Annotated in this window: 24 protein-coding genes; 4 read left to right on the forward strand and 20 right to left on the reverse strand. The window is 58.7% G+C overall.

The genetic code is table 11. The annotated features are described in order from the left end of the window. The first annotated feature begins 141 nt into the window (after nucleotides 1–141). Complete coding sequence (locus QMK58_RS09690; RefSeq protein ID WP_320396188.1) at nucleotides 142–2682, forward strand: RHS repeat-associated core domain-containing protein; 2541 nt, start codon at nucleotides 142–144, stop codon at nucleotides 2680–2682. A gap of 47 nt (nucleotides 2683–2729) precedes the next feature. Here QMK58_RS09690 and QMK58_RS09695 read toward each other — a convergent pair whose 3' ends face one another. The 8 genes from QMK58_RS09695 to puuE all read right to left on the reverse strand — a co-directional run bounded on the left by QMK58_RS09695 (nucleotide 2730) and on the right by puuE (nucleotide 10857). Further along, entirely contained in the window at nucleotides 2730–3515 is a 786-nt protein-coding gene (locus tag QMK58_RS09695) for an outer membrane protein OmpK (protein ID WP_053157002.1), read from the reverse strand. 378 nt (nucleotides 3516–3893) lie between these two features. Then, complete coding sequence (locus QMK58_RS09700) at nucleotides 3894–4679, reverse strand: outer membrane protein OmpK (protein WP_053157005.1); 786 nt, start codon at nucleotides 4677–4679, stop codon at nucleotides 3894–3896. A 168-nt stretch (nucleotides 4680–4847) separates the two neighbouring features. Continuing rightward, nucleotides 4848–6206: a nucleobase:cation symporter-2 family protein gene (locus QMK58_RS09705; protein WP_053157010.1), complete on the reverse strand. Its 1359-nt coding sequence runs from the start codon at nucleotides 6204–6206 to the stop codon at nucleotides 4848–4850. A 148-nt stretch (nucleotides 6207–6354) separates the two neighbouring features. Next, on the reverse strand, nucleotides 6355–7659 hold the full coding sequence (locus tag QMK58_RS09710; protein WP_053157013.1) for a urate hydroxylase PuuD: 1305 nt from the start codon (nucleotides 7657–7659) through the stop codon (nucleotides 6355–6357). Between the two features lie 50 nt (nucleotides 7660–7709). Beyond that, entirely contained in the window at nucleotides 7710–8213 is a 504-nt protein-coding gene (locus tag QMK58_RS09715) for an ureidoglycolate lyase (RefSeq protein WP_053157016.1), read from the reverse strand. A 123-nt stretch (nucleotides 8214–8336) separates the two neighbouring features. After that, nucleotides 8337–9332 (reverse strand): allantoicase, encoded by a 996-nt coding sequence (gene alc / locus QMK58_RS09720; RefSeq protein ID WP_053157019.1) that lies wholly within the window; start codon nucleotides 9330–9332, stop codon nucleotides 8337–8339. Nucleotides 9333–9418: 86 nt separating this feature from the next. Next, a complete protein-coding gene (gene uraD, locus QMK58_RS09725) occupies nucleotides 9419–9934 on the reverse strand; it encodes a 2-oxo-4-hydroxy-4-carboxy-5-ureidoimidazoline decarboxylase (protein WP_320396189.1) in 516 nt (171 codons plus the stop codon). Further along, entirely contained in the window at nucleotides 9931–10857 is a 927-nt protein-coding gene (puuE, locus tag QMK58_RS09730) for an allantoinase PuuE (RefSeq protein WP_053157025.1), read from the reverse strand. The genes uraD and puuE overlap by 4 nt, the downstream gene beginning before the upstream one ends. Before the next feature lie 435 nt (nucleotides 10858–11292). Between puuE and uraH the strand changes: the two genes are divergently transcribed. Then, the gene (gene uraH / locus QMK58_RS09735; protein WP_053157028.1) at nucleotides 11293–11646 is read left to right on the forward strand and encodes a hydroxyisourate hydrolase; all 354 of its coding nucleotides are present in this window, start codon (nucleotides 11293–11295) and stop codon (nucleotides 11644–11646) included. Nucleotides 11647–11832: 186 nt separating this feature from the next. On the opposite strand, the gene QMK58_RS09740 is transcribed toward uraH, so the two are convergent. The 3 genes from QMK58_RS09740 to QMK58_RS09750 form a co-directional block, all read right to left on the reverse strand. Beyond that, nucleotides 11833–12459 carry a LysE family translocator gene (locus tag QMK58_RS09740; RefSeq protein ID WP_053157031.1) on the reverse strand — a complete coding sequence of 209 codons (627 nt, stop codon included), beginning with the start codon at nucleotides 12457–12459 and terminating at the stop codon, nucleotides 11833–11835. A 72-nt stretch (nucleotides 12460–12531) separates the two neighbouring features. Next, entirely contained in the window at nucleotides 12532–13881 is a 1350-nt protein-coding gene (locus QMK58_RS09745) for an NCS2 family permease (protein WP_053157033.1), read from the reverse strand. Nucleotides 13882–14153: 272 nt separating this feature from the next. Beyond that, the gene (locus QMK58_RS09750; RefSeq protein WP_053157036.1) at nucleotides 14154–14600 is read right to left on the reverse strand and encodes a MarR family winged helix-turn-helix transcriptional regulator; all 447 of its coding nucleotides are present in this window, start codon (nucleotides 14598–14600) and stop codon (nucleotides 14154–14156) included. 82 nt (nucleotides 14601–14682) lie between these two features. Here QMK58_RS09750 and QMK58_RS09755 point away from each other — a divergent pair, with 82 nt between their 5' ends. After that, nucleotides 14683–15849, forward strand: a complete 1167-nt coding sequence (locus QMK58_RS09755; protein WP_320396190.1) for a PLP-dependent aminotransferase family protein — start codon at nucleotides 14683–14685, stop codon at nucleotides 15847–15849. Between the two features lie 182 nt (nucleotides 15850–16031). Here the strand turns inward: QMK58_RS09755 and QMK58_RS09760 are convergent, their stop codons facing one another. The 5 genes from QMK58_RS09760 to QMK58_RS09780 form a co-directional block, all read right to left on the reverse strand. Then, nucleotides 16032–16403 carry a glutathione S-transferase N-terminal domain-containing protein gene (locus QMK58_RS09760; protein ID WP_053157042.1) on the reverse strand — a complete coding sequence of 124 codons (372 nt, stop codon included), beginning with the start codon at nucleotides 16401–16403 and terminating at the stop codon, nucleotides 16032–16034. A gap of 104 nt (nucleotides 16404–16507) precedes the next feature. Then, entirely contained in the window at nucleotides 16508–17053 is a 546-nt protein-coding gene (gene folE, locus QMK58_RS09765; protein WP_003204506.1) for a GTP cyclohydrolase I FolE, read from the reverse strand. Between the two features lie 77 nt (nucleotides 17054–17130). After that, nucleotides 17131–17688 (reverse strand): Smr/MutS family protein, encoded by a 558-nt coding sequence (locus QMK58_RS09770; protein WP_053157045.1) that lies wholly within the window; start codon nucleotides 17686–17688, stop codon nucleotides 17131–17133. A gap of 75 nt (nucleotides 17689–17763) precedes the next feature. After that, nucleotides 17764–18084: a hypothetical protein gene (locus tag QMK58_RS09775; RefSeq protein WP_320396191.1), complete on the reverse strand. Its 321-nt coding sequence runs from the start codon at nucleotides 18082–18084 to the stop codon at nucleotides 17764–17766. Nucleotides 18085–18215: 131 nt separating this feature from the next. Next, complete coding sequence (locus tag QMK58_RS09780) at nucleotides 18216–18806, reverse strand: cysteine hydrolase family protein (protein WP_053157049.1); 591 nt, start codon at nucleotides 18804–18806, stop codon at nucleotides 18216–18218. Nucleotides 18807–19045: 239 nt separating this feature from the next. Between QMK58_RS09780 and prmB the strand changes: the two genes are divergently transcribed. After that, complete coding sequence (gene prmB / locus QMK58_RS09785; protein WP_053157052.1) at nucleotides 19046–19954, forward strand: 50S ribosomal protein L3 N(5)-glutamine methyltransferase; 909 nt, start codon at nucleotides 19046–19048, stop codon at nucleotides 19952–19954. Between the two features lie 58 nt (nucleotides 19955–20012). Here the strand turns inward: prmB and paaZ are convergent, their stop codons facing one another. Genes paaZ through QMK58_RS09805 form a run of 4 tightly spaced genes read right to left on the reverse strand, consistent with a single transcriptional unit; the run spans nucleotide 20013 to nucleotide 25380 of the window. After that, nucleotides 20013–22082 (reverse strand): phenylacetic acid degradation bifunctional protein PaaZ, encoded by a 2070-nt coding sequence (gene paaZ, locus QMK58_RS09790; protein WP_053157055.1) that lies wholly within the window; start codon nucleotides 22080–22082, stop codon nucleotides 20013–20015. Nucleotides 22083–22140: 58 nt separating this feature from the next. Beyond that, nucleotides 22141–23394: an OprD family porin gene (locus QMK58_RS09795; protein WP_320396192.1), complete on the reverse strand. Its 1254-nt coding sequence runs from the start codon at nucleotides 23392–23394 to the stop codon at nucleotides 22141–22143. Nucleotides 23395–23428: 34 nt separating this feature from the next. Then, nucleotides 23429–25075, reverse strand: a complete 1647-nt coding sequence (locus tag QMK58_RS09800; protein WP_053157061.1) for a cation acetate symporter — start codon at nucleotides 25073–25075, stop codon at nucleotides 23429–23431. Next, entirely contained in the window at nucleotides 25072–25380 is a 309-nt protein-coding gene (locus QMK58_RS09805) for a DUF485 domain-containing protein (RefSeq protein WP_053157064.1), read from the reverse strand. Before QMK58_RS09805 ends, QMK58_RS09800 begins: the two co-directional genes overlap by 4 nt. Between the last annotated feature and the right edge of the window lie 20 nt (nucleotides 25381–25400).

The raw sequence follows: 25400 nt of genomic DNA on the forward strand, positions 1-25400 counted from the left end.
GATTCGCGCGGTTTGGCTGTGCGAAGTGTCGCGTATTTTCGTCATCCGCTTACCCCGTCCTCCGTGGAAACTCGCATCACCCGCAATCACTTTGACGCTGCCGGACGGCAGGTGGCTTCCTGGGATCCACGATTGTGGGGCATGACGCCAAAACCGAACCTCGCCAGGACGCGCGATCTACAGAATCAGCCGCTGCTGGTGGATAGCGTCGATGCCGGTTGGCAACTGAGCTTGCTGGATCAGGCCGGTATGGCGCGCTCATTCTGGGACGGTCGTGGGAGTCAGCGGCACACTGAGTACGATGAGCTTCAGCGTCCCACGACCGTGACGGAGCAGATGAAGGATGAGTCGCCGAGCGTCTCCGAGCGTTTTGCTTACGCAGGGGCGGGTGATGAGTTCGCGGTGCATAACCAGTGCGGCCAATCGATCCGTCATGACCATCCGGCGGGCAGGCGTAGCCTTTGTGAATATGGTGTGGGTGGTTTGCTTCTGGCGGAAGAGACCCGTTTTTTGCTCGATCTGGCCCCGGTGGATTGGTCTTCCGAATCTGCTGATGCTCGCCTGGAGAAGGATGTTTTCAGGACGGCTCAACAGTATGGGCCTGCAGGGGAAATGCTCTGCCATACGGACGCCAAGGTTAACCTCAGGGCATTCGCTTACAACCAGGCCGGTGAGTTGCAGGAAACCCGACTGAGGTTGGCTGACGCATCTGGCCCTCCTCAAGTGCTGGTGGGTGACATCCGTTACGATGCCGTTGGCAGGATTGAGCGTGAACGAGCCGCTAATGGTGTCGTAACCACAGCCCGATACGCGCCTGAAGATGGGCGGCTGATCGGATTGCTGTCTTGCGATGCCCGAGGCACGCCGCTTCAGCACCTCGAATATGCCTATTATCCGGTTGGCAACATTTCTAGTGTCGAAGACAAGGTGGCGTTGACACGCTATTTCAATCAACAGCGCATCGACCCGATCAACCGCTATCGTTATGACAGCCTTTATCAACTGGTCGAAGCCACCGGCCGGGAAGTGAGCCAGCCCGCTTATGGCCCTGCATTGCCTGCCTGGAAAACCACGCCGCTGGATCCCAACCAGTTGCGCAATTACACCCAGACCTTCAATTACGACGCCGCCGGGAATCTGCAAACCCGTCACCATAGCGGTGTGGAAACCTTCGAGATGTTTACCTCGACCGACAGCAATCGCAGCGTTGCGCAAGAAGGCAATCTGGCGGATGGCTTTGATTCCAACGGCAATCAGCGGGAGCTGTTGCGCGGCCAGGAAATGAGTTGGGGCATTCGTAATCAGTTGAGTCGCGTGACGATGGTCCGGCGTGAAGATGGATCTGACGATACCGAGTGTTATTTCTACGACAGTCCCGGGCATCGACTGAGAAAAGTCCGACTCACGGAGGCTTCTCGTCGCACGCTGCGTGCTGAAGTTCGTTATTTGCCAGGGCTGGAAATCCATAGAGATACGGCTACTGGTGAAGAGCGGCATGTGCTGAGTGTCGAGGCGGGGCTCAGCCATGTACAGGCCTTGCACTGGGTTGAAAAACTGCCCAGTGGAGTACGTAACGACCAACTGCGTTATTGCCTGAGCGACCACCTTAACTCCTGCACGCTGGAACTGGATGAGCAGGGAGCGCTGCTGAGTCAGGAAGTCTATTACCCGTTTGGCGGGACGGCGTTGTGGGCGGGTGGCAGTGACAACGAGGTCAAGTACAAGACGATTCGCTACTCGGGTAAAGAACGGGATGCGACGGGGCTTTATTGCTATGGGTTTCGGTATTACGCACCGTGGTTGCAGCGGTGGGCGAGTGCGGATCCTATCGGCAGCGTAGACGGTTTGAACCTGTTTTTAATGGTAAATAATCGCCCTGTGTCGTTGAAAGATGAGCAAGGACTGACAGGGGGGGACGTGAATTTGAAGTTGCCTGAGAAAATTGGAAAATGGAAGCTTGAAAAATTGCAATTTTCTTATTCTGATCTGAATTCAGATGAGGCTGTCGGGAATAACATTGTCGCCAATATTGAGCTTTCCTATAAGCCGGATTGGAAAGATAGTGTGCTAGGCGTATTTCAGGAAATGCCGAACTTAAGATGGAAGGAAAGAATAACGCTTAATGATTTTTCAAAAAATCAGTCTTGGAGCTTTAAGGCGGATATGCTTCAGCATAACCCGTCAAGCCGAACAATGGAGCTTTGGCCTAGAAGGTACATTGAGGTATTTAATTCGGCGGCCGGTCAGCCCACTCTGGTCAGAGGCGCAGTAGTCTTGCGTGATTTGCGGGGGAATAATGTGAGTCTCGCCGATTTGGGAGCAGAAGTTTCAGGGAATGAAGAAAAGTCTAAATCTGTGCGGAACTATCTTTCCAGGAATGGAGGGACACTCGCTATTGAGGTGCATGACGTGCCGTCAATTATCACACGAGAAAATACCCATAAAGAGAGGCTGCTCGAGATACAGGTTGGTTTGAGTGGCGCGCTAACAACAGCTGCAATTTATCAGTATTTGAGCGTGGAAATTACTCCAGAAAAGTCTGTATCCAAGCGTTTTGTTAGCGTGAGACCCATACCAATGGTGGATAGGGGGTTGAAGTCAGTTGAACCTCCTTCGGTTGTCAGCAAAAGAAGGTCCTACACGCGGTTTCCGGGAGAAGTGCTGAGTATGGCTTCGCGATAAAACCGAGCTGCGCCTCATTAGTGAGGCGCAGAACGATCAAAGAATCATCAGAAATGAACCTTGACCAGGAAGCTGGTCACACTCTGATCAGTCTTGAAGCCCTGGCTGTCTTCAATCCCGTACTTGTTTTTCCAGTAGTCATACTCGACACCGACGTACAGTTGCTTGGCGCCCAGATTCAGCGCCTTGCCCAGGTCATATTTGACCTGTGGGTTGAAGTGCAGGTTGGCGTGGTATTCGCCTTTGTCGTTCACATCGTTGTCGACGACCCAGTCCATGTAGCCGTCGATCAGGATGTTCGAATCGCCCACTGGAACGGTGTAGGACCATACAGGTGTGACTTGCCAGACATCGTCACCCGGGCGGTCGCCTTCGGTGTGACGGTTGTAGAAGTTCAGCTGGAAGTAATCGAAGCCCGGGATGGCCAGGTCGAAGCCTGGACCGACCAGGTACGACTCGGTGTCGTCTTCGCCGAACTCGTAGGTCATGGCCAGCAGCACGTCTTTGATCGGACCGAACTCGAACTTCTGGTCGAAGATTTTGTTGAACGACAGGCGCGGCTGGAATTCGCCGTAGTGAGTGTTCTCACCGGCGAAAGCGTCTTCCTTGCCGTTGTAGAAGATCTTGTCGATGAAGAAGAAGTTGTCGCCGTATTTCCAGCCATCGGCGTGCTCGAAGGTCACCGTCTGCTGGATGCGCGGGTTGACCTGGAAGTCTTTGCCGTAAAGGTAGGTCAGGCTGTTGTCCTGCCATTGCAGCCATTCGCCGGCCATGGCTTGGCCCCCGGCCAGCATTGATCCCGCCAGCATCAGGCTAGTGCACGTACGTTTCATTCGGTTGCTCCCAAAATGTAGGTGTGTTCCACGTTTATTTTTTTAAGGTCTGCGCTCTGGTGTGGCGCCTTTTTCTGTAGCGGTAAAAAATCATCCAATCGGTCAGCTTTAATGCAGTAAGCAAGAGCTGCGCCAAGGCTTTCAGAAAGCAAAAAAACTCCCGTTCGACGGCTCAAGAACAGTCGATTGAGAGGGGTATTGGAGTGCCTTGGTACCGTCCAGAGCCGGGATAAGTTGGCTTTCTGGTCAGGAATTATATCCGGGCTTTTTTTTAAAGCGGATTCAGGCGGTCGCGGAGAATACTGACTCCTTGGCCAGGTCTCAAGTGCCCCGCAACAGCGCACCGACGACAGGTTTGGGGCACGGTTGCGGGTCATCTTAGAAATGCACCTTCACCAGCAGGCTGGTGGTGTTTTCATTGGTGTCGAAATTGTTAGTGTTTTCGATGCCGTACTTGTCTTTCCAGTAGCTGTACTCGGCGCCGACATAGATCTGTTTTTCGCGCCAGCCGAGGGCTTTGCCCAGGTCGTATTTGATCTGCGGGTTGAAGTGCACGTTGGCGTGATAGGTGCCGTGTGAGTTCTCGTCGTTATCCACGACCCAGTCGATGTAGCCATCGATCAGCAGGTTCGAATTGCCCAATGGAAGGGTGTAGGACCAGGCCGGAGTGATCTGCCAGACATCGTCACCGGGGCGCGAGCCCTCGGTCTGGCGGTTATAGAAGTTCAAGGTGAAAAAATTGAAGCCCGCAATCGCAAGGTCGAACCCGGGGCCGATCAGGTAGGCCTCGGTGTCGTCTTCGCCGTTCTCGTAGGTCATGGCCAGCAGCACGTCCTTGATCGGGCCGAATTCGAAGCGGCGGTCGAGGATCTTGCCAAAGGAGAGGCGCGGGCTGAATTCGCCGTAATAGGCGTGAACGCCCTTGTTCCGGTCTTTCTCGCCGTTGTAGTAGGTACTGTCGATGAACATGAAGTTATCGCCGTACTTCCAGCGGTCGGCGTGTTCGAAGGTGATCGTCTGCTGGATCGACGGGTTCACCGCAAAGTCCTTGCCGTACAGATAGCTCAGGCTGTTGGTCTGCCACAGCAATAAATCGCCGGCCATGGCTTGACTCGCGGCCAGCAGGCCGGCACTCAACAGCAAGTTGGTTTGTGTCCGAATCATCTGTTGCTCCCTCTTGTTTTTATTTTTCAGGCGCAGGCACCGCCGCCCCTGTAGGAGCGAGCCTGCTCGCGATGGTCGTAAACGATTACGCGTGTTATCTGGAAAAACGCGCTGTTCTTGAATCCATCGCGAGCAAGCTCGCTCCTACAGGGGTCATTGCCTAATGAATTAATGCGTGTGGGCTTGGCACTCATTGATGGCCGCGCGTTCAGCGCCGCCAAGGATGTTGAACAGCAGGTTCAGCACCAGTGCACTGATAGTGGCCATGGCGATGCCGCTGTGGGTAATCGGGCTCATCCACACCGGCAAGTGTGCGAAAAACTCCGGGCGTACCACTGGGATCAGGCCCATGCCGATGCTCACCGCCACCAGCAATTGGTTGCGACGGTCACCGATGTCGGCTTCTTGCAGGATCTTGATCCCGGTGGCCGCGACCATGCCGAACATCGCAATGGCCGCACCACCCAATACCGCCGGTGGAATCGACGCCACCAGGAAGGCGGCTTTCGGCAGCAGGCTCAGCACGATCAGCAATCCGCCGGCGACGATGGTCACCGAACGGCAGCGCACGCCGGTCATTTGCACCAGGCCGATGTTCTGGGCGAAGGAGGAGTGGGTGAAGGTGTTGAAAAAACCGGCGAAGAACGAAGCGCCGGCATCGCAGAGCAAGCCGCGACGCAGCATCCGCGGGCAGACTTCCTGGCCGGTGATCTTGCCCAGCGCGAGGAACATTCCGGTGGACTCGACGAAAATGATGACCACCACCAGGCACATCGAGAGGATTGGCGCGAGTTCGAATTTCGGCATGCCGAAGTGCAGCGGTGTGACGAATTGCAGCCATGGCGCCTGGTCCATGCCACTCAGATCAACCATCCCGATCAGACCGCAAAGCACGTAGCCCAGGCACATGCCGATCAGTACGGAAATGTTGACCCAGAAACCGCGCATGAAGCGATGCACCAGCAGGATGGTGCCGAGAACCAGTGCGGCAATGGCCAAGTAAATCGGTGAGCCGAATTGGGCGGCGCTCGCACCGCCACCGGCCCAATTCACAGCCACGGGGAACAGCGACAAACCGATCGAGGTGATGACTGTGCCGGTGACCAGAGGTGGGAAGAAGCGAACGACTTTGGACATGAACGGCGCGATGAGCATGCCGAAGAACCCGGCGGCGATGGTTGCGCCGAAGATCCCTTGCAGACCGATACCGGGCATACCGGCCATGGCGACCATGCTGCCGACGGCGGCGAAACTGGCGCCCATCATGACTGGCATGCGAATGCCCATTGGGCCGATGCCGAGGGATTGAACGATAGTGGCGATCCCGGCGACCAGCAGGTCGGCGTTGATCAGGAAGGCGATTTCTTCACGACTAAGGCCTGCGGCCTGTCCGATGATCAGCGGCACCGCGATGGCACCCCCGTACATCAGCAGAACATGTTGCAGACCGACCAGGATCAGCTGCAAAAGGGGCAAACGCTGAATGGCGGGTGCGTCGGGGATGCGCGCTTTGGAGAGCTCGGACATGCAACACCTCGGATCTTTTTTATTCTTGTGATTTTGTGCATCAGGCAACCGCTGCGCGGTTGATCGCCAGCAAGCCGGCTCCTACAGGTTGGGGTTTGCGAACGACGTAAACCCGTAGTAGCCGGCTTGCTGGCGATGCTTTCAACGATCAGTTGGTCGGAGCTCCCTGCACAATCCAGGCACCGATCAGGTCACGTTCCTGCTGGGTCATCTGCGTGATGTTGCCCAGTGGCATGATCTGACTGGCGACGGCTTGAGCCTGAATACGCGCGGCGTTCTGGCGGATCTGCTCGGGGGTGTCGAACATCACACCGGCCGGAGCCGCGCTGAACAATGGGCTGGTCGGTTTGGCCGAATGGCAAACCGCGCAACGCTCCTGGATCACGCTGTGGACTTTGTCGAAGCCGGGGCCGGCGTTGGACGCTTGTGCTGGTGCAGCAGCGGCAGCTTCTGCTGGTTTGGCTTGGGCAGGCTTCAAACCACCGCCCACTGCAGTTTCCGGCAGCGGTTGGTATTCGATCGCAGCAGGTGCCTTGGCCACTTCAGGAGCGCTGGACATCGGCTTCGGACCGGACACATAAGCCAGGCAGATCATGCCCACCGCTGCCACCGGCAGGGTCCAGGCAAACTTGTGGCTGTCGTGACGGGTGTTGAAGTAGTGACGCACCAACACCGCCAGCACCGCGATCCCGGCCAGGATCAACCAGTTGTACTGGCTGCCGTAGGTGCTCGGGAAGTGGTTGCTGATCATGATGAACAGCACGGGCAAGGTGAAGTAGTTGTTGTGACGCGAACGCAGCAGGCCTTTGGCCGGCAGTGCCGGGTCCGGCGTGCGGTTCTCGGCGATGGCCGCTACCAGTGCGCGTTGCGCCGGCATGATGATGCGGAACACGTTACCGACCATGATGGTGCCGATGATCGCGCCAACGTGCAGGTACGCACCGCGACCGCTGAACACTTTGCTGAAGCCATAGGCTGCGGCGATGATCAGAACGAACAGGATGGCGCCAAGCAGGGCAGGGCGTTTGCCCAGGGCCGAGTCGCAGAGGAAGGAGTAGATGAACCAGCCGATGAACAGCGAGCCGATACCGATGGCCACGCCTTCAGGACCGCTCAGGGTGCTGCCCGGAGCCAGCAGGTAGAGCGTCGGGTTGGAGTAGAACACCACGCACAGCAGCGCGATACCCGACATCCAGGTGAAGTAGGCTTCCCATTTGAACCAGTGCAGGTTGTCCGGCATGGTCGGTGGAGCCAGTTTGTATTTTTCCAGGTGGTAGATACCGCCGCCGTGGATCGCCCACAAGTCACCGGCCAGACCACTTTTCGGGTTGACCCGATTGAGGTTGTTTTCCAGCCAGACGAAGTAGAACGATGCGCCGATCCAGGCCACGCCAGTAATCATATGAACCCAGCGCACGCTCAGGTTCAGCCATTCCAACAGATGTGCTTCCACAGTCTTTACCTCTCGCCTGTCACTCTGTCGTCGAGTGATCAGACCTTCTCTTATTGGTGGGGGGCGAGGACCAAACGCTCTTCCTCTTTGAAAAAATGCTCATCGCAGTTATTGCCTGTGCCACTGCGATCAACCACCAGGAAGTCATCCCGCTTTTCGATCGTCAGCACCGGGTGGTGCCAAACGCCGCGATGGTAATTGATGCCCTGCCTGCCGTTGGTGACGAAGGCGCGGACCAAGCCTGATACAGGTGCATCGCCAACGGGCGCGACCACGATCAGAAAGGGGTTGCCGAGCAGCGGAATGAAAGCCTGGCTGCCCAGCGGATGGCGCTCCAGCATGCAAACGGTCAGCGGCATGTCCTGTGCGTCGGCGCGGAAGATGCTGATGATCGCATTGTCCTCTGGCGTTGCGGTTTCGACCACGGCCAGTTTATGGAAGCGCATGGTCGAACCGTTGTTGATCATGAAGTGATCGCTACCGTCGGTTTCGATTACGTCACCGAAAGGGGCGAAGGCTTCTTTGGTCAGCGGTTCAATCGTTAATGTGCGCATGCTGTTCTACTTAATCTCAAATGTGTTGGTGTGCAGCTTTTGTAGGAGCCCGGCTTGCCGGCGATGGCGTCGGTAAGGGCGCCATCGCCAGCAAGCCGGCTCCTACAGGTTTTCCATCAGCGCTTATTTAGCGACCTTGCCCAAAACGCGCAGGCGGCTCACACCACCGTCCGGGAACACGTTCAGGCGGATGTGGGTGATCGGGCCCAGTGCCTTGATCTGCTCGGCGAAGGTGTGTTCGGCGTGCATTTCCAGCTTCTGGCTTGGCAGCAGTTCGCGCCAGAACAGCGATTGGGTTTCGATCTGGCTGTCGGTACCGCCCTTCACGAACGCGCCCTGGATCGAGCAAGTGTCCGGGTAGTTGCCTTTGAAGTGCAGGGTGTCGACGATTATTTTCTCGATCTCGCCCGGGTGACCCAGCGCGACGATGACCCAGTCATTGCCTGGCGTACGACGACGTGCGGTTTCCCAGCCGTCGCCCATGTTGATGCCACGGCCCGGGTTGAGGATGTTGCTCATGCGACCGAAGTGTTCATCGGAGCAGGCGAGGGCGCGGCCGCCGTTGAGGGCTGCGGCCAGGTCGACTTGCTCGTTGTCACCGACAGCGGACCAGTCGCGGAACGGAATGCCGTACACGCGCAGACGGGCAACACCACCGTCCGGGTAGATGTTGAAGCGCAGGTGGCTGAACGCCTGGTCGTTGTTGATTTCGTGGAAGTGGTGGCTGTTGCCTTGCAGCTCGACGGCGGACAGCACTTCAGTCCACTGGGTGTTTTCGTTCGGCTCGCCTTCGGCCAGGAAGCAGGCTTCCAGGGATGCCGATGGCGGGAAGTTGCCGGTGAAGAATGAAGTGTCGATGTCGACGCCCTTGATCGAACCCGGTACGCCCAGGCGGATCACTGCGCTGTCGAAGCCTTCGAAGCGCTTGCGGCGCGACTCCCAGCCGTCCATCCACTTGCCGTTGTCATCGAACACGCCCTCCTTCCATACGGCCGGGGTCGGTTGGAACAGACGGTTGGCGTCTGCGAACCAGTCATCGGTGACCGAGATGATTTTGGTGCCCAGGCGGGCGTCGGCCAGGTTGACGAACTTCTCGAAAGGTACGGCGTAAGCTTTCATTCTTCTTGTCTGCCTTTAAATAAGTGGCTTGGGATGCTTGCAGTGCCCTGGGTGTTTTCGCGTTTTTAACACTCGGGCAAGGCTTGCTATAGGGTCAGTAATCGGAACAGGGCGATCTTGTTGATCTCCGCCAGCGCGCATTTGAATTCGGTCTCGACCGAGTTGTGAATGCGCGTTTCGAACGCTGCGAGGATCTGATGCCGGTTGCTGCCTTTTACCGCCATGATGAAGGGAAACTTGAACTTGGCTTTGTAGGCGTCGTTCAGCTCGGTGAAGCGTTGGAACTCTTCGGCCGTGCATTGGTGAATACCGGCGCCAGCCTGTTCATTGGTGCTGGCTTCGGTCAATTGGCCCTGGACGGCCGCACGGCCTGCCAGGTCCGGGTGAGCGACGACCAGCTCAAGCTGGCTTTCGTGATCGGCGCTCAACAGGATGTCGCTCATGCGCTGGTGCAGGGTTTCGATCTCGTCGATCGAAGGGTCCTGGCCCAGGTCGAAGGCCTTCTCGGCCACCCATGGCGAGTGTTCGTAGATGTCGGCGAAAGCGGCGACGAAGGCGTCGCGGCTCAGGGTCGAGGGTTTTACGGTTTGAAAGGTGCTCATTGGGCAGCCCCTGTGTACGGGTGGGTTTCTTGCCAGTGGCGCGCGATGTCGACGCGACGGCTGAACCACACCTGTTCATGACTTTTAGCGTATTCGATAAAGCGCTTGAGCGAAGCCAGACGCGCCGGACGGCCGATCAGGCGGCAGTGCAGGCCGATCGACAGCATCTTCGGGGCGTCGCTGCCTTCGGCGTACAGCACGTCGAACGCGTCTTTGAGGTATTCGAAGAAGTCGTCGCCCTTGTTGAAGCCCTGGACTTGGGTGAAGCGCATGTCGTTGGTGTCCAGGGTGTACGGGATCACCAGGTGCGGCTTGCCGGTCGGGTTGTTCGGTTCCCAGTAGGGCAGGTCGTCGTCGTAGGTATCGCTGTCGTAGAGGAAACCGCCTTCTTCCATCACCAGGCGACGGGTATTCGGGCCGGTGCGGCCGGTGTACCAGCCCAGCGGGCGTTCGCCGGTGATTTCGGTGAGGATGCGGATCGCTTCGAGCATGTGCTCGCGTTCCTGGGCTTCGTCCATGTACTGGTAGTCGATCCAGCGATAGCCGTGGCTGCAGATCTCGTGACCGGCATCGACCATGGCGCGGATCACGTCTGGATGGCGCTGGGCGGCCATGGCCACGGCGAAGACGGTCAACGGAATGTCGAATTCCTTGAACAGTTTCAGGATCCGCCAGACGCCGGTACGGCTGCCATACTCGTATAGGGATTCCATGCTCATGTTGCGCGCGCCTTGTAGCGGCTGCGCAGAAACCATTTCCGAGAGGAAGGCTTCGGACTCTTTATCGCCGTGCAGGATATTGCGCTCGCCGCCTTCTTCGTAATTGAGCACGAACGACAGGGCGATGCGGGCGTTGCCCGGCCAGTGTGGATGGGGAGGGTTACTGCCGTAACCGACCAGGTCGCGTGGGTAGTCAGCGCTCACTGCAGTCTTCCTTCTTGTTCGGTGAAAACGGTTGGTGTGACGCGCCCGGGGTTTGAATGAAAGGCTGGCGTCACTGCAATGGGATGATTGTATACAACTTTATATTCACTTTGTAAGCCCGAATTTTCGCATTTTTCACCGACTGTCATCTTTTGCTGTTATTGGCAGGCGTCTGCAAGAAACCTGCCTGACCCGTCAGTTAATGATTTGATGAGGCATATTCTGCGGGGTTTTGCGTTGAATTGGCGAAAATCCGTTGGAGGGCGGGAGAAGGACGAAAAATGTCGTTTTTATTGTGTACAATTTTTTTGAAAAGTGTCTTAATCAGTCGCTCGCCGCAGCTTTTCGTGCTCCGAATCGGTGCGGTCTCCTTTTCACTTTGACTTCGGGAGGCGCGAAGTCTGACTGCTCCACGCAGGCAGGCGCGCAGAATCAATGGGACGTTTGACTACACACGTTTTGGACGCAGCACACGGTTGCCCGGGCAGCTCGATCAAAGTCGAGTTGTACCGTGTTGAAGGTTCTCGGCTGGAATTGGTCGCCAGCGCGACAACCAACAGCGATGGCCGTGTCGATGCACCGCTGCTGCAGGGCGATGACTATCGCACCGGGGTCTATCAGGTTCAGTTCCACGCGGGCGATTACTACCGCGCCCGTGGCGTTCAGTTGCCGGAACCGGCGTTCCTGGATGTGGTGGTGCTGCGTTTCGGCATCTCTGCCGAGCAGGATCACTACCATGTGCCACTGCTGATTTCGCCTTACAGCTATTCCACGTACCGCGGCAGCTGATCCCCCAAGCAGCTGCCTCACCCTGGAAGCGACTGCGCATATAGCTTCTTTGGTTTTTCGCCCGCTCACACTGCGGGCTTTTTTTCGTCTTGATGAATGTGAAAAGATCGCAGCCTTCGGCGGCTCCTACAGGTTCACACAAACCATGTAGGAGCTGCCGAAGGCTGCGATCTTTTGCTCTTGCGGTTAGCGGCTCAACAGAGACGCCGCACCCGCACCGCTGAACAACCCGGCACTGATCCGGTTGAACCAGCTCTGGCCCTTACCACTGCGCAGATACCGCGCTGCACCATGGGCGCCGAGGCCATAAGCCAGCTTGCAGGCCAGATCCAGCAGTGTCCATGTGACGATCATCACCAGCAACTGCGGCAAGAACGGCTGTTCAGCACTCAAGAACTGCGGCAGGAAAGCGGCAAAGAACAGAATGTCCTTCGGATTGCTCGCGCCCAGCATGAATGCCCGGCCGAACAGTGCACGAAAACGTGGCACCGGCGCCGCCTGAGGGACTTCGGCGCCGTGGGAAGGCAGGCGCGATTGCTGCCAGCTCTGCCATGCAAGATAGAACAGGTACAGCGCGCCAAGGATCTTCAGGGCGCTGAACAGTTGTTCCGAAGCCAGCAGCAGGGCGCCCAGGCCCAGCGCCGAAGCACTCAGCAGGCAGATCGAAGCCGAAACCCCACCGAGAAACGCCGGATAGGAACGGCGCAACCCGTAATTCAGACTGTTGCTGATCATCAACAACGACAGCGGCCCCGGGATCAGGATCACTATCAGCGCAGCGCCGCTGAACAGCAGCCAGGTTTCCAGACTCATCACTTTCCTCCATTTGCACAAAAGCCTCACCCGACGGGGTGAGGCTGTTTCCAAGCGTGTACGGCGTGTGGTTTACAAGAAGATGAACTTGGCGATGAAGATCGCGCAGAGCACCCACAGGCTCACCGAAATTTCCTTGTACTTGCCGGTGCCGGCCTTCATCGCCACGTAAGTGATGAAGCCCAGCGCGATGCCGTCGGCGACCGAAAAGGTCAGCGGCATCATGATTGCGGTCACGATCGCCGGAATGCTGTCGGTGGCTTCGTCCCACTCGATGTGGGCCATGCCGCCCATCATCAGCATCGCTACATAAATCAACGCGCCGGCGGTGGCGTAGGCAGGGATCATGCCGGCCAGCGGTGCGAAGAACATGGCTGCAATAAATAGCACACCTACGGTCACTGCGGTAAGACCAGTCCGACCACCCGCCGCGACACCGGCCGCACTTTCCACATAGCTGGTGACTGGCGGCACACCGACCACTGCACCAAACACGCTGGATGCACTGTCGGCTTTCATTGCGCGGGAGAGGTTTTCGATCTTGCCGTCAGCGCCCACCAGGTTGGCGCGCTGGGCAACGCCCATCAGGGTGCCGGCGGTGTCGAACATGTGCACGAAAAGGAATGCCAGGACCACGCTGACCATGCTGATGTTGAATACACCCGCAACGTTCATGGCCATCCAGGTCGGAGCCAGGCTCGGCGGGGCCGACATGATGCCCTCGTAGTGCACCAGGCCCAGGCCCCAGCCGGCCAGGGTCACAGTGATGATGCTGATGAGGATCGCGCCAAACACTTTGTGATAGCTGAGGATCGCGATCATCAGGAAACATACGGCAGCCAACAGCGGGCCAGGCTCGCGCAGGGAACCGAGCTTGATCAGTGTGGCCGGGCTATCGACGACGATGCCAGCGGTTTTCAGGCCGATCAGCCCCAGGAACAGACCCACGCCGGCACCCATCGCAAAGCGCAGACTGACCGGGATGCTGTTGAGCAGCCACTCGCGGATGCGCGAGAAGGTCAGGATCATGAACAACACACCGGACACAAACACCGCGCCGAGTGCGGTTTCCCAGTTGTAGCCCATGGTGCCGACGACGGTGTAAGTGAAAAACGCGTTCAAGCCCATGCCCGGTGCCAAACCGACCGGCCAGTTGGCGTACAGGCCCATCAACAGGCAACCCAGAGCAGCGGCGATGCAGGTGGCGACAAACGCCGCGCCATGATCGATCCCGGCGTCAGCCATGATGTTGGGGTTGACGAAAATGATGTAGGCCATGGTGATGAAGGTTGTCAGACCGGCAATCAGCTCGGTCTTCACCGTGGTGCCATGCAAGCTGAGTTTGAACAGGCGTTCCAGCAAGCCATTGCGTGCTGGCGGCGAAAGATCCAGCGTCGATGCTTCGGATTTGCGGCTTTCCACAGCGAGTACTCCTCAAGAGTTTTATTTTTATTTCCAGGGCCGGACCCATGAGGGTGGCAGCGGCCCTTTGAGGCACTTGCGAATTTGTTGACCTGTTGGTCAGGAACTCGCACGAAGTGGATTATGCTTTTGTATACAAAGAAAGCAAATAATGTTTTTGATTTTGTTTACGAAAAGTTTGGCGATAGGGATATATCGCCATCGAGGGCCTCATCGCCGGCAGGCTGGCTCCCACAGTGGGAGCCAGCCTGCTGGCGATAGGGCCAGGACAGTCAGCCAACAACTGCCTGACTTTTCCCAAGGGCCAGATTCACCGCCAACCACCCGTTCACTGCCATCTCCCCAGCCTCGGCGAACACCCGCTCCAACAACTTCACCTGCTCACGCCGCAACGCCTGCTCAAATCGTGCGCCTTCATCGGTCAGCTCGAGCAAGCGCTTACGCTTGTCCGTCTCGGACGCAATGCTCTCCACCAGATGCATCTCCAGCAATTGTCGCAACGGCATGTTCAACGCCTGCTTGCTCACGCCGAGCAACGCCAGCAACTCCTTGACGCTCAGGTTCGGATAGCGGGCGATAAAAAACACGATGCGTTGATGCACTCGGCTCAAGCCTCGGCGTTCGAGCATTTCATCGGCCTTGGCGGTGAAGGCCTGATAGCCGAAGAAAAACGCTTCCATGGCCTGTTGCTGGGAAATTGGATTTTTAAGGTCAAGCATGTTGACGTTTCCATTCGAGCTGTCGTAATTTCAGTCAACAAGTTTGACTCATTTTCCTCATGCCAAGCTACCGGTGACCACCATGGCTTTTTCCGAACGTGTCTCGCGCCTTAAAAGTTCTTTGATCCGTGAAATCCTTGCTGCTGCCCAGCGTCCGCAGATGATGTCGTTTGCTGGTGGCTTGCCGGCCGAAGCCATGTTGCCGAAGGTCGAATGGGCCGACATGCCGGTTTCCATTGGCCAATATGGCATGAGCGAAGGTGAGCCGGCGCTGCGCGAGGCTTTGGCGGCAGAGGCGCGGGCCCTGGGTGTGCCATGTGAGGCAAGTCAGGTGCTGGTGGTCAGCGGCTCCCAGCAAACCCTGGACCTGGCCGCCAAGCTGTACATCGACAAAGGAACGGAAATCCTTCTGGAGGCGCCGACGTATCTGGCGGCGTTGCAGATTTTCCAGTTGTTCGGTGCCGATTGCCTGACCGTGCCACTGGAGGCCGATGGCCCGAACCTCGAGCAGTTGCGCATTCGCCTGGAAAAACACCGCCCGGCGTTTATCTATCTGATCCCGACGTTCCAGAATCCGTCGGCCGTGCGTTACAGCGAGGCCAGGCGCGATGCCGTGGCGGCTTTGCTCGATGAGTTCAGCGTTACCCTGATTGAAGACGAACCTTACCGGGAGCTGACCTTCGATGGCGCCAACGCCACGCCGATTGTCAGCCGTCTGAAGAAAGCCAGCTGGATCTACACCGGCACCGTGTCGAAAACCCTGCTGCCGGGTTTGCGGGTCGGCTTCCTGATCGCCAGCCCCGACCTGTTCCCGCATTTGCTCAAGCTCAAGCAGTCGGCGGACTTGCACACCAATCGGGTCGGTCAGTGGCAGGCGCTGCAATGGATCGGCAGCGAGAAATATCAGCAGCACCGTAGTGAGTTGCGCGATTTTTACCGACGGCGGCGGGATGCGTTTCAGGTGGCGCTGGAGACGCACTTTTCCGATCTGGCGGACTGGGATGTGCCGCAGGGTGGATTGTTTTTCTGGTTGAAACTCAAGCAACCGATAGACACGCGGCTTTTACTCGATGATGCGTTGGCCAATGATGTGGCGTTCATGCCGGGTGAGCCATTTTTCCCTGAGCCGGACAACCATCACGGGTATCTGCGGTTGAACTTCAGCCATATCGATCCGGCACGGCTCGATGAAGGGCTTGGGCGATTGGCGGGCGTTGTGCGTCAGGCGCAAGCGTCGCAAGCCGCCTGAAAACGAATAAACCGGCGCAAGGGCCGGTTTATTTTTGTCTGGGTTTTATGGTGTCTGGACCGGCCTCATCGCCAGCAAGCCGCCTCCCACAGGGCCGGGCAGCGGCCACGAAACTTGCATGCGCCGCCACTTTGTAGGAGTCGGCTTGCTGGCGATTGCGTCCGCAAGGACACCGCAAAACCTCAGGCTGCCGCGAACCGCTTGTCCAGATAATCAATGATCACCTTGGACTCATACATCCAGGTGGTCTGTCCGTTCTCTTCGATCCGCAGGCACGGCACCTTGATCTTGCCGCCTTGCTCCAGCAGTGCCTGGCGATCCAGCTCGTTGTTCTTGGCGTCACGCAACGCCACCGGCACGTTCAGGCGGCGCAGGGTGCGGCGGGTTTTCACGCAGAACGGGCAGGCGTGGAATTGATACAGGGTCAGGCCCTTGGCAGCGGATTCGACTTGAGCCTGGGCCGCGGCGGGACGCTTCTTTTTGCCTGGGCGAGTCAGGAAGTCGATGAAGATGATCAGTTGGCCAAGGCCGACACGAAGCGCTTTTACGAACACGTTGAAAGCCTCACGGTGCTAATGAAGAAAGGCGCGCAGCTTACCTGATTTTTTGCAGACGAAAAAAAACCGGCGATGAATGCCGGTTTTCTTCGTGCGGCGAATTACTTGATGAGGCTGAGGAATTCGCTGCGGGTCGCGGCGTTTTCGCGGAACTCACCGAGCATCACCGAGGTGATCATCGACGAATTCTGCTTTTCCACACCGCGCATCATCATGCACATGTGCTTGGCCTCGATCACCACCGCAACACCCAGGGCACCGGTGACCTGCTGGACCGCGTCGGCGATCTGGCGGCTGAGGTTTTCCTGGATCTGCAGGCGGCGGGCGTACATGTCGACGATCCGCGCGACTTTCGACAGGCCCAAAACCTTGCCGCTCGGAATGTAGGCAACGTGCGCCTTGCCGATGAACGGCAGCAGGTGGTGTTCGCACAACGAGTACAACTCGATGTCCTTGACCAGCACCATTTCGCTGTTGTCGGAGCTGAACAAGGCACCGTTGGTGACTTCTTCCAGCGTTTGTTCATAGCCGCGGCAGAGGTACTGCATGGCTTTGGCGGCACGTTTTGGCGTGTCGAGCAGGCCCTCGCGGGAGACGTCCTCGCCCAATTGGCCAAGGATCGCGGTGTAATTCTGTTCCAGGGACATGAAACTACCTGTGGGATTTTACGCAAAGGGCAAGGGTACGGTGGCAAACACGGCGCTGCAAGCGCGATGCATCAGCTTTACTCGTCGCGACCTTCCATCATGGTTCTTTTCAGCATTACATACACCGCACCGGCACCGCCATGTCTGGCCTGGCACGAAGTAAAGCCGAGCACTTGCGGATGCTGGCGCAGCCAGGTGTTGACGTGGCTTTTGATCATCGGGCGTTTGCCGTCCAGACGCACGGCTTTGCCATGGGTGACGCGCACGCAGCGGATTTCGAACTTGGTGGCTTCGGCGAGGAATGCCCAAAGGGTTTCCCGGGCCTTTTCCACGTTCATGCCGTGCAGGTCGAGGCTGCCTTCGAACGGAATCTGGCCGATCTTGAGCTTGCGCATCTGGCTTTCCTGAACGCCATCACGCGCCCACATCAGCTCGTCCTCGGGGCCGACGTCGATGACGAACTGATCGGACAGCCCGTCGACGGTGGTGGCATCTGTGCGCACGGTGGCGGCCCGGCGCAGCTTGGCGATCTGCGCGCGGTCAGCTTTGGGTTTGCCGGTTTCGGCGCGATCGTGCTTGATCGGCTTGACGCCTTGGATCGCACTTTTGAACAGGGAAAAATCGTCGTCTTGCATGTCAGCCTCCGCGAAGGGCGGCCAGTTTACCCAACTCGCAGCGAATCGGGCGCGACAAAACAGCGCTGCGATGGCTCAGTCGTGTTTTTTCATCAGGTGCGGAGAAATGTTCAACGCCATCGATTGCCGTGCACGACGACGGCAACGGCGCCACAGCCAGACGCCGATGTACAGGACAAACAGGCCGATCACTATAACCACGGCCGCACCGGCCCGGTTGCTGTTGAGCTCGCCCAGGCCTGGCACCTGACCCAGCAGGCCGGCAATGCCGGCCATGGTGAGCAGTACACCGCACATCGCCAGCAACGCCGCGAACGTCGCGGCGATTCGAAAACGCCAGTTGCTTTGGCCTTTGGGCCGCAAGCGGCGAGCGTCAAAACCATCGGATATCTTCATTCCGACCTTCCTCAATGGGTATCGGCCCTTCGACCGGGAGTTGACCGGGATGTTCCTGAGGCTAAGACAATTACGGCGAATGAGAGGTTTTTGCGGATGAGCGGTGGTGCAGACCGCTCATTGAACGTCGATCAGATCAACTCGCGAGTCAGGGCGAGGGTAGCGAAGTTGTCCCCCATGATCGCCATTTCGGTCTGGTGAACGTGCTCTGCGCTCAGGACGCCGCCCTTGTAAGGCAGGTCGCGGGTGGCGCAGGCGTCTTCCACCAGGGTGCAGCGGAAACCCAGGTTTTTCGCCGCACGGACTGTTGTGCTGACACTCGAATGGCTCATGAAACCGCAAACGATCAGGTCAAGGGCACCGAGGTCTTCCAGGCGCTTGGCCAGTTCGGTGCCGTGAAATGCGCTCGGCAGCAGTTTGCCGATGACGGTTTCGTCGCTCTCTGGCTCAAGACCGGGAATGAATTCACCGCCGACGCCTTGCGGGTTGAACATGCCACCGAGCGTGCCCAGGTGGCGTACGTGCACGATTGGGCGGCCGGCAGCACGGGCAGCGGCGAGCAATTGCTTGATGTTCGCAACCGCTTCATCCATGCCGCTCAGGGCCAGGGGGCCACTCAGGTATTCTTTCTGGGCATCGATGATGACGAGGGTTGCGTGGCTCAGGTTGGCTGCTGCGTAACCGCGGCCGCTGAGTTGAAACATCGTTTTTGGAACGGACATTCTGGGGCTCCTTCGAGTGGGGCTTTTGCGACATTGTCCTCTGGCTGAGCGCTTCTGTGAATCGCTACCATCGTAGGCACCGTCGTTACTGGCGTGCAGCGTTGTCAAGTATCCCGATTTGTTCAATACCACGCTTAAAAAAGAGATTAGTCCTACATTCTCGCCGGCGTCTTTCCTGCGTCGTCGACGCGACGTTTGGCTGGTAGAATCGCCCATCGATTTTTCTGGAGTTAACCGTCGTGATCACTTCCCGCCTTCGTACCCTGCGTGACCATATCCGTTGGGCCGTCAGCCGCTTCCATGGGGAGGATCTGTTTTTCGGCCATGGCACCGACAATGCCTGGGACGAAGCCCGTCAACTGGTGTTGGGTGCCTTGCAATTGCCGTGGGAAATCGCCGACAGCTATCTCGACTGCAACCTGGAAGAAGACGAACTGGTTCACCTGCAACTGTTGCTCAAGCGCCGTATCGAAGAGCGCGTGCCGACCGCTTACCTGCTGGGTGAGGCCTGGTTCTGTGGCCTGTCGTTCATTGTCGATGAGCGCGTGCTGATCCCGCGCTCGCCGATTGGCGAACTGATCGAAAACCGCTTCACGCCGTGGCTGGCCACCGAGCCTGCACGGATTCTCGACCTGTGCACCGGCTCCGGCTGCATCGGTATCGCCTGTGCCTACGAGTTCCAGAAGGCCGAAGTGGTGCTGGCCGACCTGTCGTTCGAAGCGCTGGAAGTGGCCAATCAGAACATCGAGCGTCATGGTGTCGATGAGCGCGTGTACACCGTTCAGGGCGATGGCTTCGACGGTTTGCCGGGCCAGCGTTTCGACCTGATCGTGTCGAACCCGCCTTATGTCGATTCCGAAGACTTTGCCGACATGCCGGACGAATACCAGCATGAACCGGAACTGGGCCTGGCCTGCGGTGATGACGGTTTGAACCTGGTGCGACGCATGCTCGCCGAAGCGGCGGATCATCTGACGGAGAAGGGCTTGTTGATTGTCGAAGTGGGCAACAGTCAGGTGCATGTCGAGGCGTTGTACCCGGAAGTCGATTTCGCCTGGCTGGATTTCGAGCGCGGTGGGCATGGCGTGTTTATGCTGAGCGCGGAACAGTGCCGCGATCATCAGGCGTTGTTTGCTTCACGGGTTTAATCGCCGTTCCGCGTAGAAGGATCGTTCCCACGGCGTGGGAACGATCTCTGAGGCGGGCTTAGTCCTCGCGCTTGACCACCAGCGTCAGGATGTCATAGCTGGCCACCAACTCTCCCAACTGGTTGGTGACTTCCACGTCCCACGCCACCACCCCTTGCGGGATGCCTTGTGGGCTCTTCTTGCCCTGATCGATCTTGCGCTTGCAGGTCAGGCGCGCCTGGATGGTGTCGCCGATGCCCACCGGGTTGATGAAACGCAAGGTGTCCAGACCGTAGTTGGCCAGCACCGGGCCGACGCCGGGGGAGACGAACAGACCCGCCGCTGCCGACAGCACGAAGTAACCGTGGGCAATACGCTTGCCGAACTGTGATTCCTTGGCTGCGATGTCATCGAAGTGCATGTAGAAGTGGTCGCCCGACAGGCAGCCAAAGTTCACCAGGTCCGCTTCGGTCACGGTGCGACGGTGGGTCAGCAGTGACTCGCCGATCTGCAGGTCCTGGAAGTAGCGACGGAACGGATGGACTTCGGTCTCGATCACTTTGGCGCCACGGACGAATTCACCGGTGACCGCTGCCAGCATGGTCGGCGAACCCTGTACCGCGGCACGTTGCAGGTAGTGCTTCACCGCACGCAGACCGCCGAGTTCTTCACCGCCGCCGGCACGACCCGGGCCGCCGTGCTTGAGTTGTGGCAGTGGCGAGCCGTGGCCGGTGGATTCACCTGCCGATTCGCGATCCAGCACCAACAGACGACCGTGCAGAGCAGCCGCTACCGGAATGGCTTTGGCGGCGATTTGCGGGTCTTTGGTGATCAAACTCGCGACCAGGCTGCCTTTGCCGCGTGCGGCCAGGGCCAAGGCTTCGTCCAGATCATCGTAGGCCATCAGGGTGCTGACCGGGCCGAATGCTTCGATGTCGTGGGCACCGCCTTCGGCGTGCGGGTCGCGGGCCTGCAACAGGGTCGGGGCAAAGAACGCACCTTTGTCGACATTTACACCACGCGGTTCGAAACCGTCGCGGGCACCGAACAGCATGTCGCTGCTCTGCAACAGGGATTCCAGACGTTCGGTCACGTCTTTCTGCTGATCGTGGGAAGCCAGCGCGCCCATGCGCACGCCTTCCACCGACGGGTCGCCGACCACGACTTTGGCCAGGCGATCGCGCAGGCGGGTAGCCACGGCGTCGATGTGCTTGGCCGGGACGATGGCGCGGCGGATGGCGGTGCATTTCTGCCCGGCCTTGGTGGTCATTTCCCGGGCGACTTCCTTGATGAACAGCTCGAATTCTTCGTCGTCCGGGGTCACGTCCGGGGCGAGGATCGCGCAGTTCAGCGAGTCGGCTTCGGCGTTGAACGGTACCGAATTGCGGATCAGGTTCGGGTTGACCCGCAGCTTGGCCGCGGTGTCGGCGGAACCGGTGAAGGTCACCACGTCCTGGCCTTGCAGGCGGTCGAGCAGGTCGCCGGTGCCGCCGATGATCAGTTGCAGGCTGCCTGCCGGCAACAGGCCGGATTCGTCCATCAGACGGACCACGGCTTCAGTCAGGTAGCTGGTGGCGCTGGCCGGCTTGACGATGCACGGCATGCCCGCGAGGAAGCTTGGCGCGAACTTTTCCAGCATGCCCCAGATCGGGAAGTTGAACGCATTGATGTGCACGGCCAGGCCGCCGCGTGGCACCAGGATGTGCGTGCCGGCGAAAGTGCCCAGTTTGCTCAGCTGCATCGCCGGACCTTCGTGGACGACGTTACCCGACGGCAGTTCACGGGAACCGAGGCTGGCGTAGGTGAACAGTGTGCTGTTGCCGCCTTCGATGTCGATCCAGCTGTCGGCGCGGGTGGCGCCGCTGTGGTGGGAAATCGCGTAGAGCTGTTCTTTGCGCTCGCTCAGGTACAGGGCCAGGGCCTTCAGACGCTGTGCGCGCTGCTGGAAGTCCAGCGCCATCAAGCCGCTGATGCCCTGGCGACGACCGTGCTCGATGGCTTCGGCGAAGTCCGGGCGCTCTTCGTGGGTACGGGCGATTTCATGGCCGTCGATGGCGCTGCGCAGTACTTGTGCGCCTTGCTGGCCGATCCAGCGGCCAGCGATGAAACTCTGCAGGGTAGGGGCATGCAGTGTAGGTGAGGAGGACATCACGATTGCTCCTGGAGATGAAAAGTGTTGGCGCGGCCGCAGCCGTGCGATTCAGGGATTACCAAAGCGCCACGGTGTAACCGACGATCAGTCGGTTCTCATCGATGGCGGTACTCAAACCGTTGCCGGAGCGGAAGGTCACGTTGCGCCAGCGCAGGCTGACGTCTTTGAACGGGCCGCTCTGGATCACGTAACTGATATCGGTGTCGCGTTCCCACTCGCGACCGTTGTCGACGGTCCCCGATTTGACGTGGCGACCGTCGGTGTAGCGGGTCATGAAGGTCAGGCCGGGAATGCCTTGCGCCGCGAAGTCATAGTCGTAACGCAGTTGCCACGAGTCTTCGTCGGCGCGGGTAAAGGTGTTGAAGGTCACCAGATTGACGACGTACGGATCGCCCCCGTTCAAGAACGGAAAGGCGCTGTCGCCGGACAATTGCTGGTAGGCCGCACTGACTTTGTGGGCACCCTGGGACAGGGTGAACATGCTGTTGAAGTTGCGGTTGTCGATGCCCCCGGCCTTTTGCGCACCGTCGCCGCGGCTGTCGAAATAACGCAGGTCGCTGCGCAGGTTGAAGCCATTGCCCAGCGCTTGGGTGTGCACCAGACCGACGAATTGCTGACGGTAGATCTGTTCGAGCTTGCCGTAGTAGTAGCTCAGGTTCAGTTGCGGGCTGAACGCGTAACTGCCGCCGCCGAAGTCGAAGTGATCGCTGCTGGCGGCGGCGTAGCCGATGTCATCGTTGCTGGAAGAGTCCCGCAGGTTGGCCTTGGTCAGGCGTCCGGCATTGAGGGTCAGGCCATTGATGTCCTGACTGGTCAACAAGCCGCCCTCAAAGGTCGAGCTCAACAAGCGTGTGTCGTTGTAGGTCGCTACCGGCAGCAAGGGTTGCAAGGTGCCGAGTTTCAACACGCTTTTGGATACCCGCATTTTGCCGGTCAGGCCCAGTTCGCTGTACTCGTCGTCGGGCTCGTGGCTTTGCGAGCCAAATGGCAGCGAACCGGTGCCGCGGCGATCGGGGCTGGAGTCGAGTTTCAGCCCCAGTTCTCCCAATGCGTCCAGGCCGATACCGAACACGCCATCGGTGAATCCGGATTCGATGCGCGCGGTAAATCCCTGGGTCCATTCTTCAGCCTTGGACTGCGGCGCGTTGTCCTGACGGAAGTCGCGATTGATGTAGAGGTTACGCATATCGATGCGGGCTTTGCTGTCGTCGATGAAATCGGCCATGGCGCAGGGCGCGATCATGGGCAGGCTCAATACGACGGCCAGCGAAAACAGTGATTCACAACGTGCGGTGCATGCGGGTTTCATTATTTTTATTCCCTGCCAACTCATCGGTCGTTATTCAGTGTTTGCTGGCGCCAGAGGCACCAATGCCAGTCATCGAACGGATGAACTGCGCCAGATAACGACCACGCTCCAGGACGGCACGGGGTGATTTGTCCGTGACGGAAAACAGCCAGGCACTGAAGAACGCCAGGCTCATGGAAAACAGCGCCGGGTTGGAGTAGGGGAACAGCGCCTTATCGTGATGCATCACGTTGACCCACACCGCCGGGCTGAGGATCAGCAGGACAATCGCCGAAAACAGACCCGCCAGGCTGCCGGTGACGGCGCCACGGGTGGTCAGGCCTTTCCAGTACATCGAAAGGAACAGCACCGGGAAATTCACCGACGCGGCGATGGCCAGCACCAGGCCGGAGAGGAAGGCAATGTTCTGCGATTCAAACAGCAAGCCAAGGATGATCGCCAGCACACCGATGCACAGGGTGGCGATGCGCGAAACGCGGATTTCCTGTTGCTCGGTGGCCTTTCCTTTACGCATCACGCAGGCATACAAGTCGTGGGACACCGCCGAGGCGCCGGACAGTGCCAGCCCGGCAACCACCGCCAGAATGGTGGCGAAAGCGACCGCCGAGATGAAGCCGAGGAACAGGTTGCCGCCTACCGCCTGGGCCAGGTGCACGGCGACCATGTTGCCGCCACCGATGATCGCGCCGCTGGCGTCACGGAATGTCGGGTCAGTGCCGACCATGACGATGGCGCCGAAGCCGACGATGATCAGCAGCAAGTAGAAGTAGCCGATGAAGCCGGTGGCGTAGAACACGCTTTTACGCGCCTCCTTGGCATCGCTGACGGTGAAGAAACGCATCAGGATGTGCGGCAGGCCGGCGGTGCCGAACATCATGCCCAGCCCCAGGGAAATCGCATCGACCGGATTGGACAGCAAACCGCCTGGGGCCATGATCGCGCCGCCCTTGACGTGCACGGCGGTGGCGCCGGCAAACATCGCTTCGGTGCTGAAACCGAAATGCTTGAGCACCATAAACGCCATGAAGCTGGTGCCGAACAACAGCATCACCGCTTTGATGATCTGTACCCAGGTGGTAGCGAGCATGCCGCCGAAGGTCACGTAGAACACCATCAGCACGCCCACCAGCATCACTGCGTAGAGGTAGTCGATGCCGAACAGCAATTCGATCAGCTTGCCGGCGCCGACCATCTGCGCCACCAGGTACATCAAGGCCACGGTCAGGGTGCCGAAAGCCGAAGTCAGGCGTACCGGGGTTTGTTCCAGGCGATAGGAAACCACATCGGCAAAGGTGAACTTGCCCAGATTGCGCAGGCGCTCGGCAATCAGGAACAGGATGATCGGCCAGCCGGCCAAAACGCCCAATGCGTACAGCAAGCCGTCGTAGCCATTGAGGAACATCATCGCGGAGATGCCGAGGAACGAGGCCGCCGAGATCATGTCACCGGCAATCGCCAGGCCGTTCTGCAAACCGGTCATGCCGCCACCGGCGGTATAAAAGTCGCTGGTGGAGCGAGTGCGAAGTGCCGCCCAGCGAGTTACGCCCAGGGTGAACAGCACGAACACCAGGAACATGCTGATGGCGTTCCAGTTCAGTGGGCGGGCGGCGCCGTCGGCGGCCATCGCCATATCAGTGACCGCCACCAGCGGCAGCAGTAACAACGCAAGTAGGCGGCTCATCGGGCACACTCCTGCTTGAGTTTTTCATTCAGCGGGTCGATCACGTTGTTGGCGCGATAGACATAGAAACCCGTTAGCGCGAAGGCCAGGAACACGATCACCACACCCACCAGCATGCCCACGGTGGTCACGCCACCGTTGAGGGATTGGCCGAGGGTCGCAGGGGAAAAAGCCACCAGCAGTACGAAGCCGTAATAGATCACCAGCATGGCCAGGCTCAGTGACCAGTACAGCTTCTGTTTGCGACGAACCAGCTGGATGAAGTCCGGGTGCTGGCGGATGAGTTCTACTTCTTGCGGGCTCATGGGTAGCGTCCTTTTTTGTT

Source organism: Pseudomonas sp. P8_241 (assembly GCF_034008315.1).
GTDB lineage: Bacteria > Pseudomonadota > Gammaproteobacteria > Pseudomonadales > Pseudomonadaceae > Aquipseudomonas.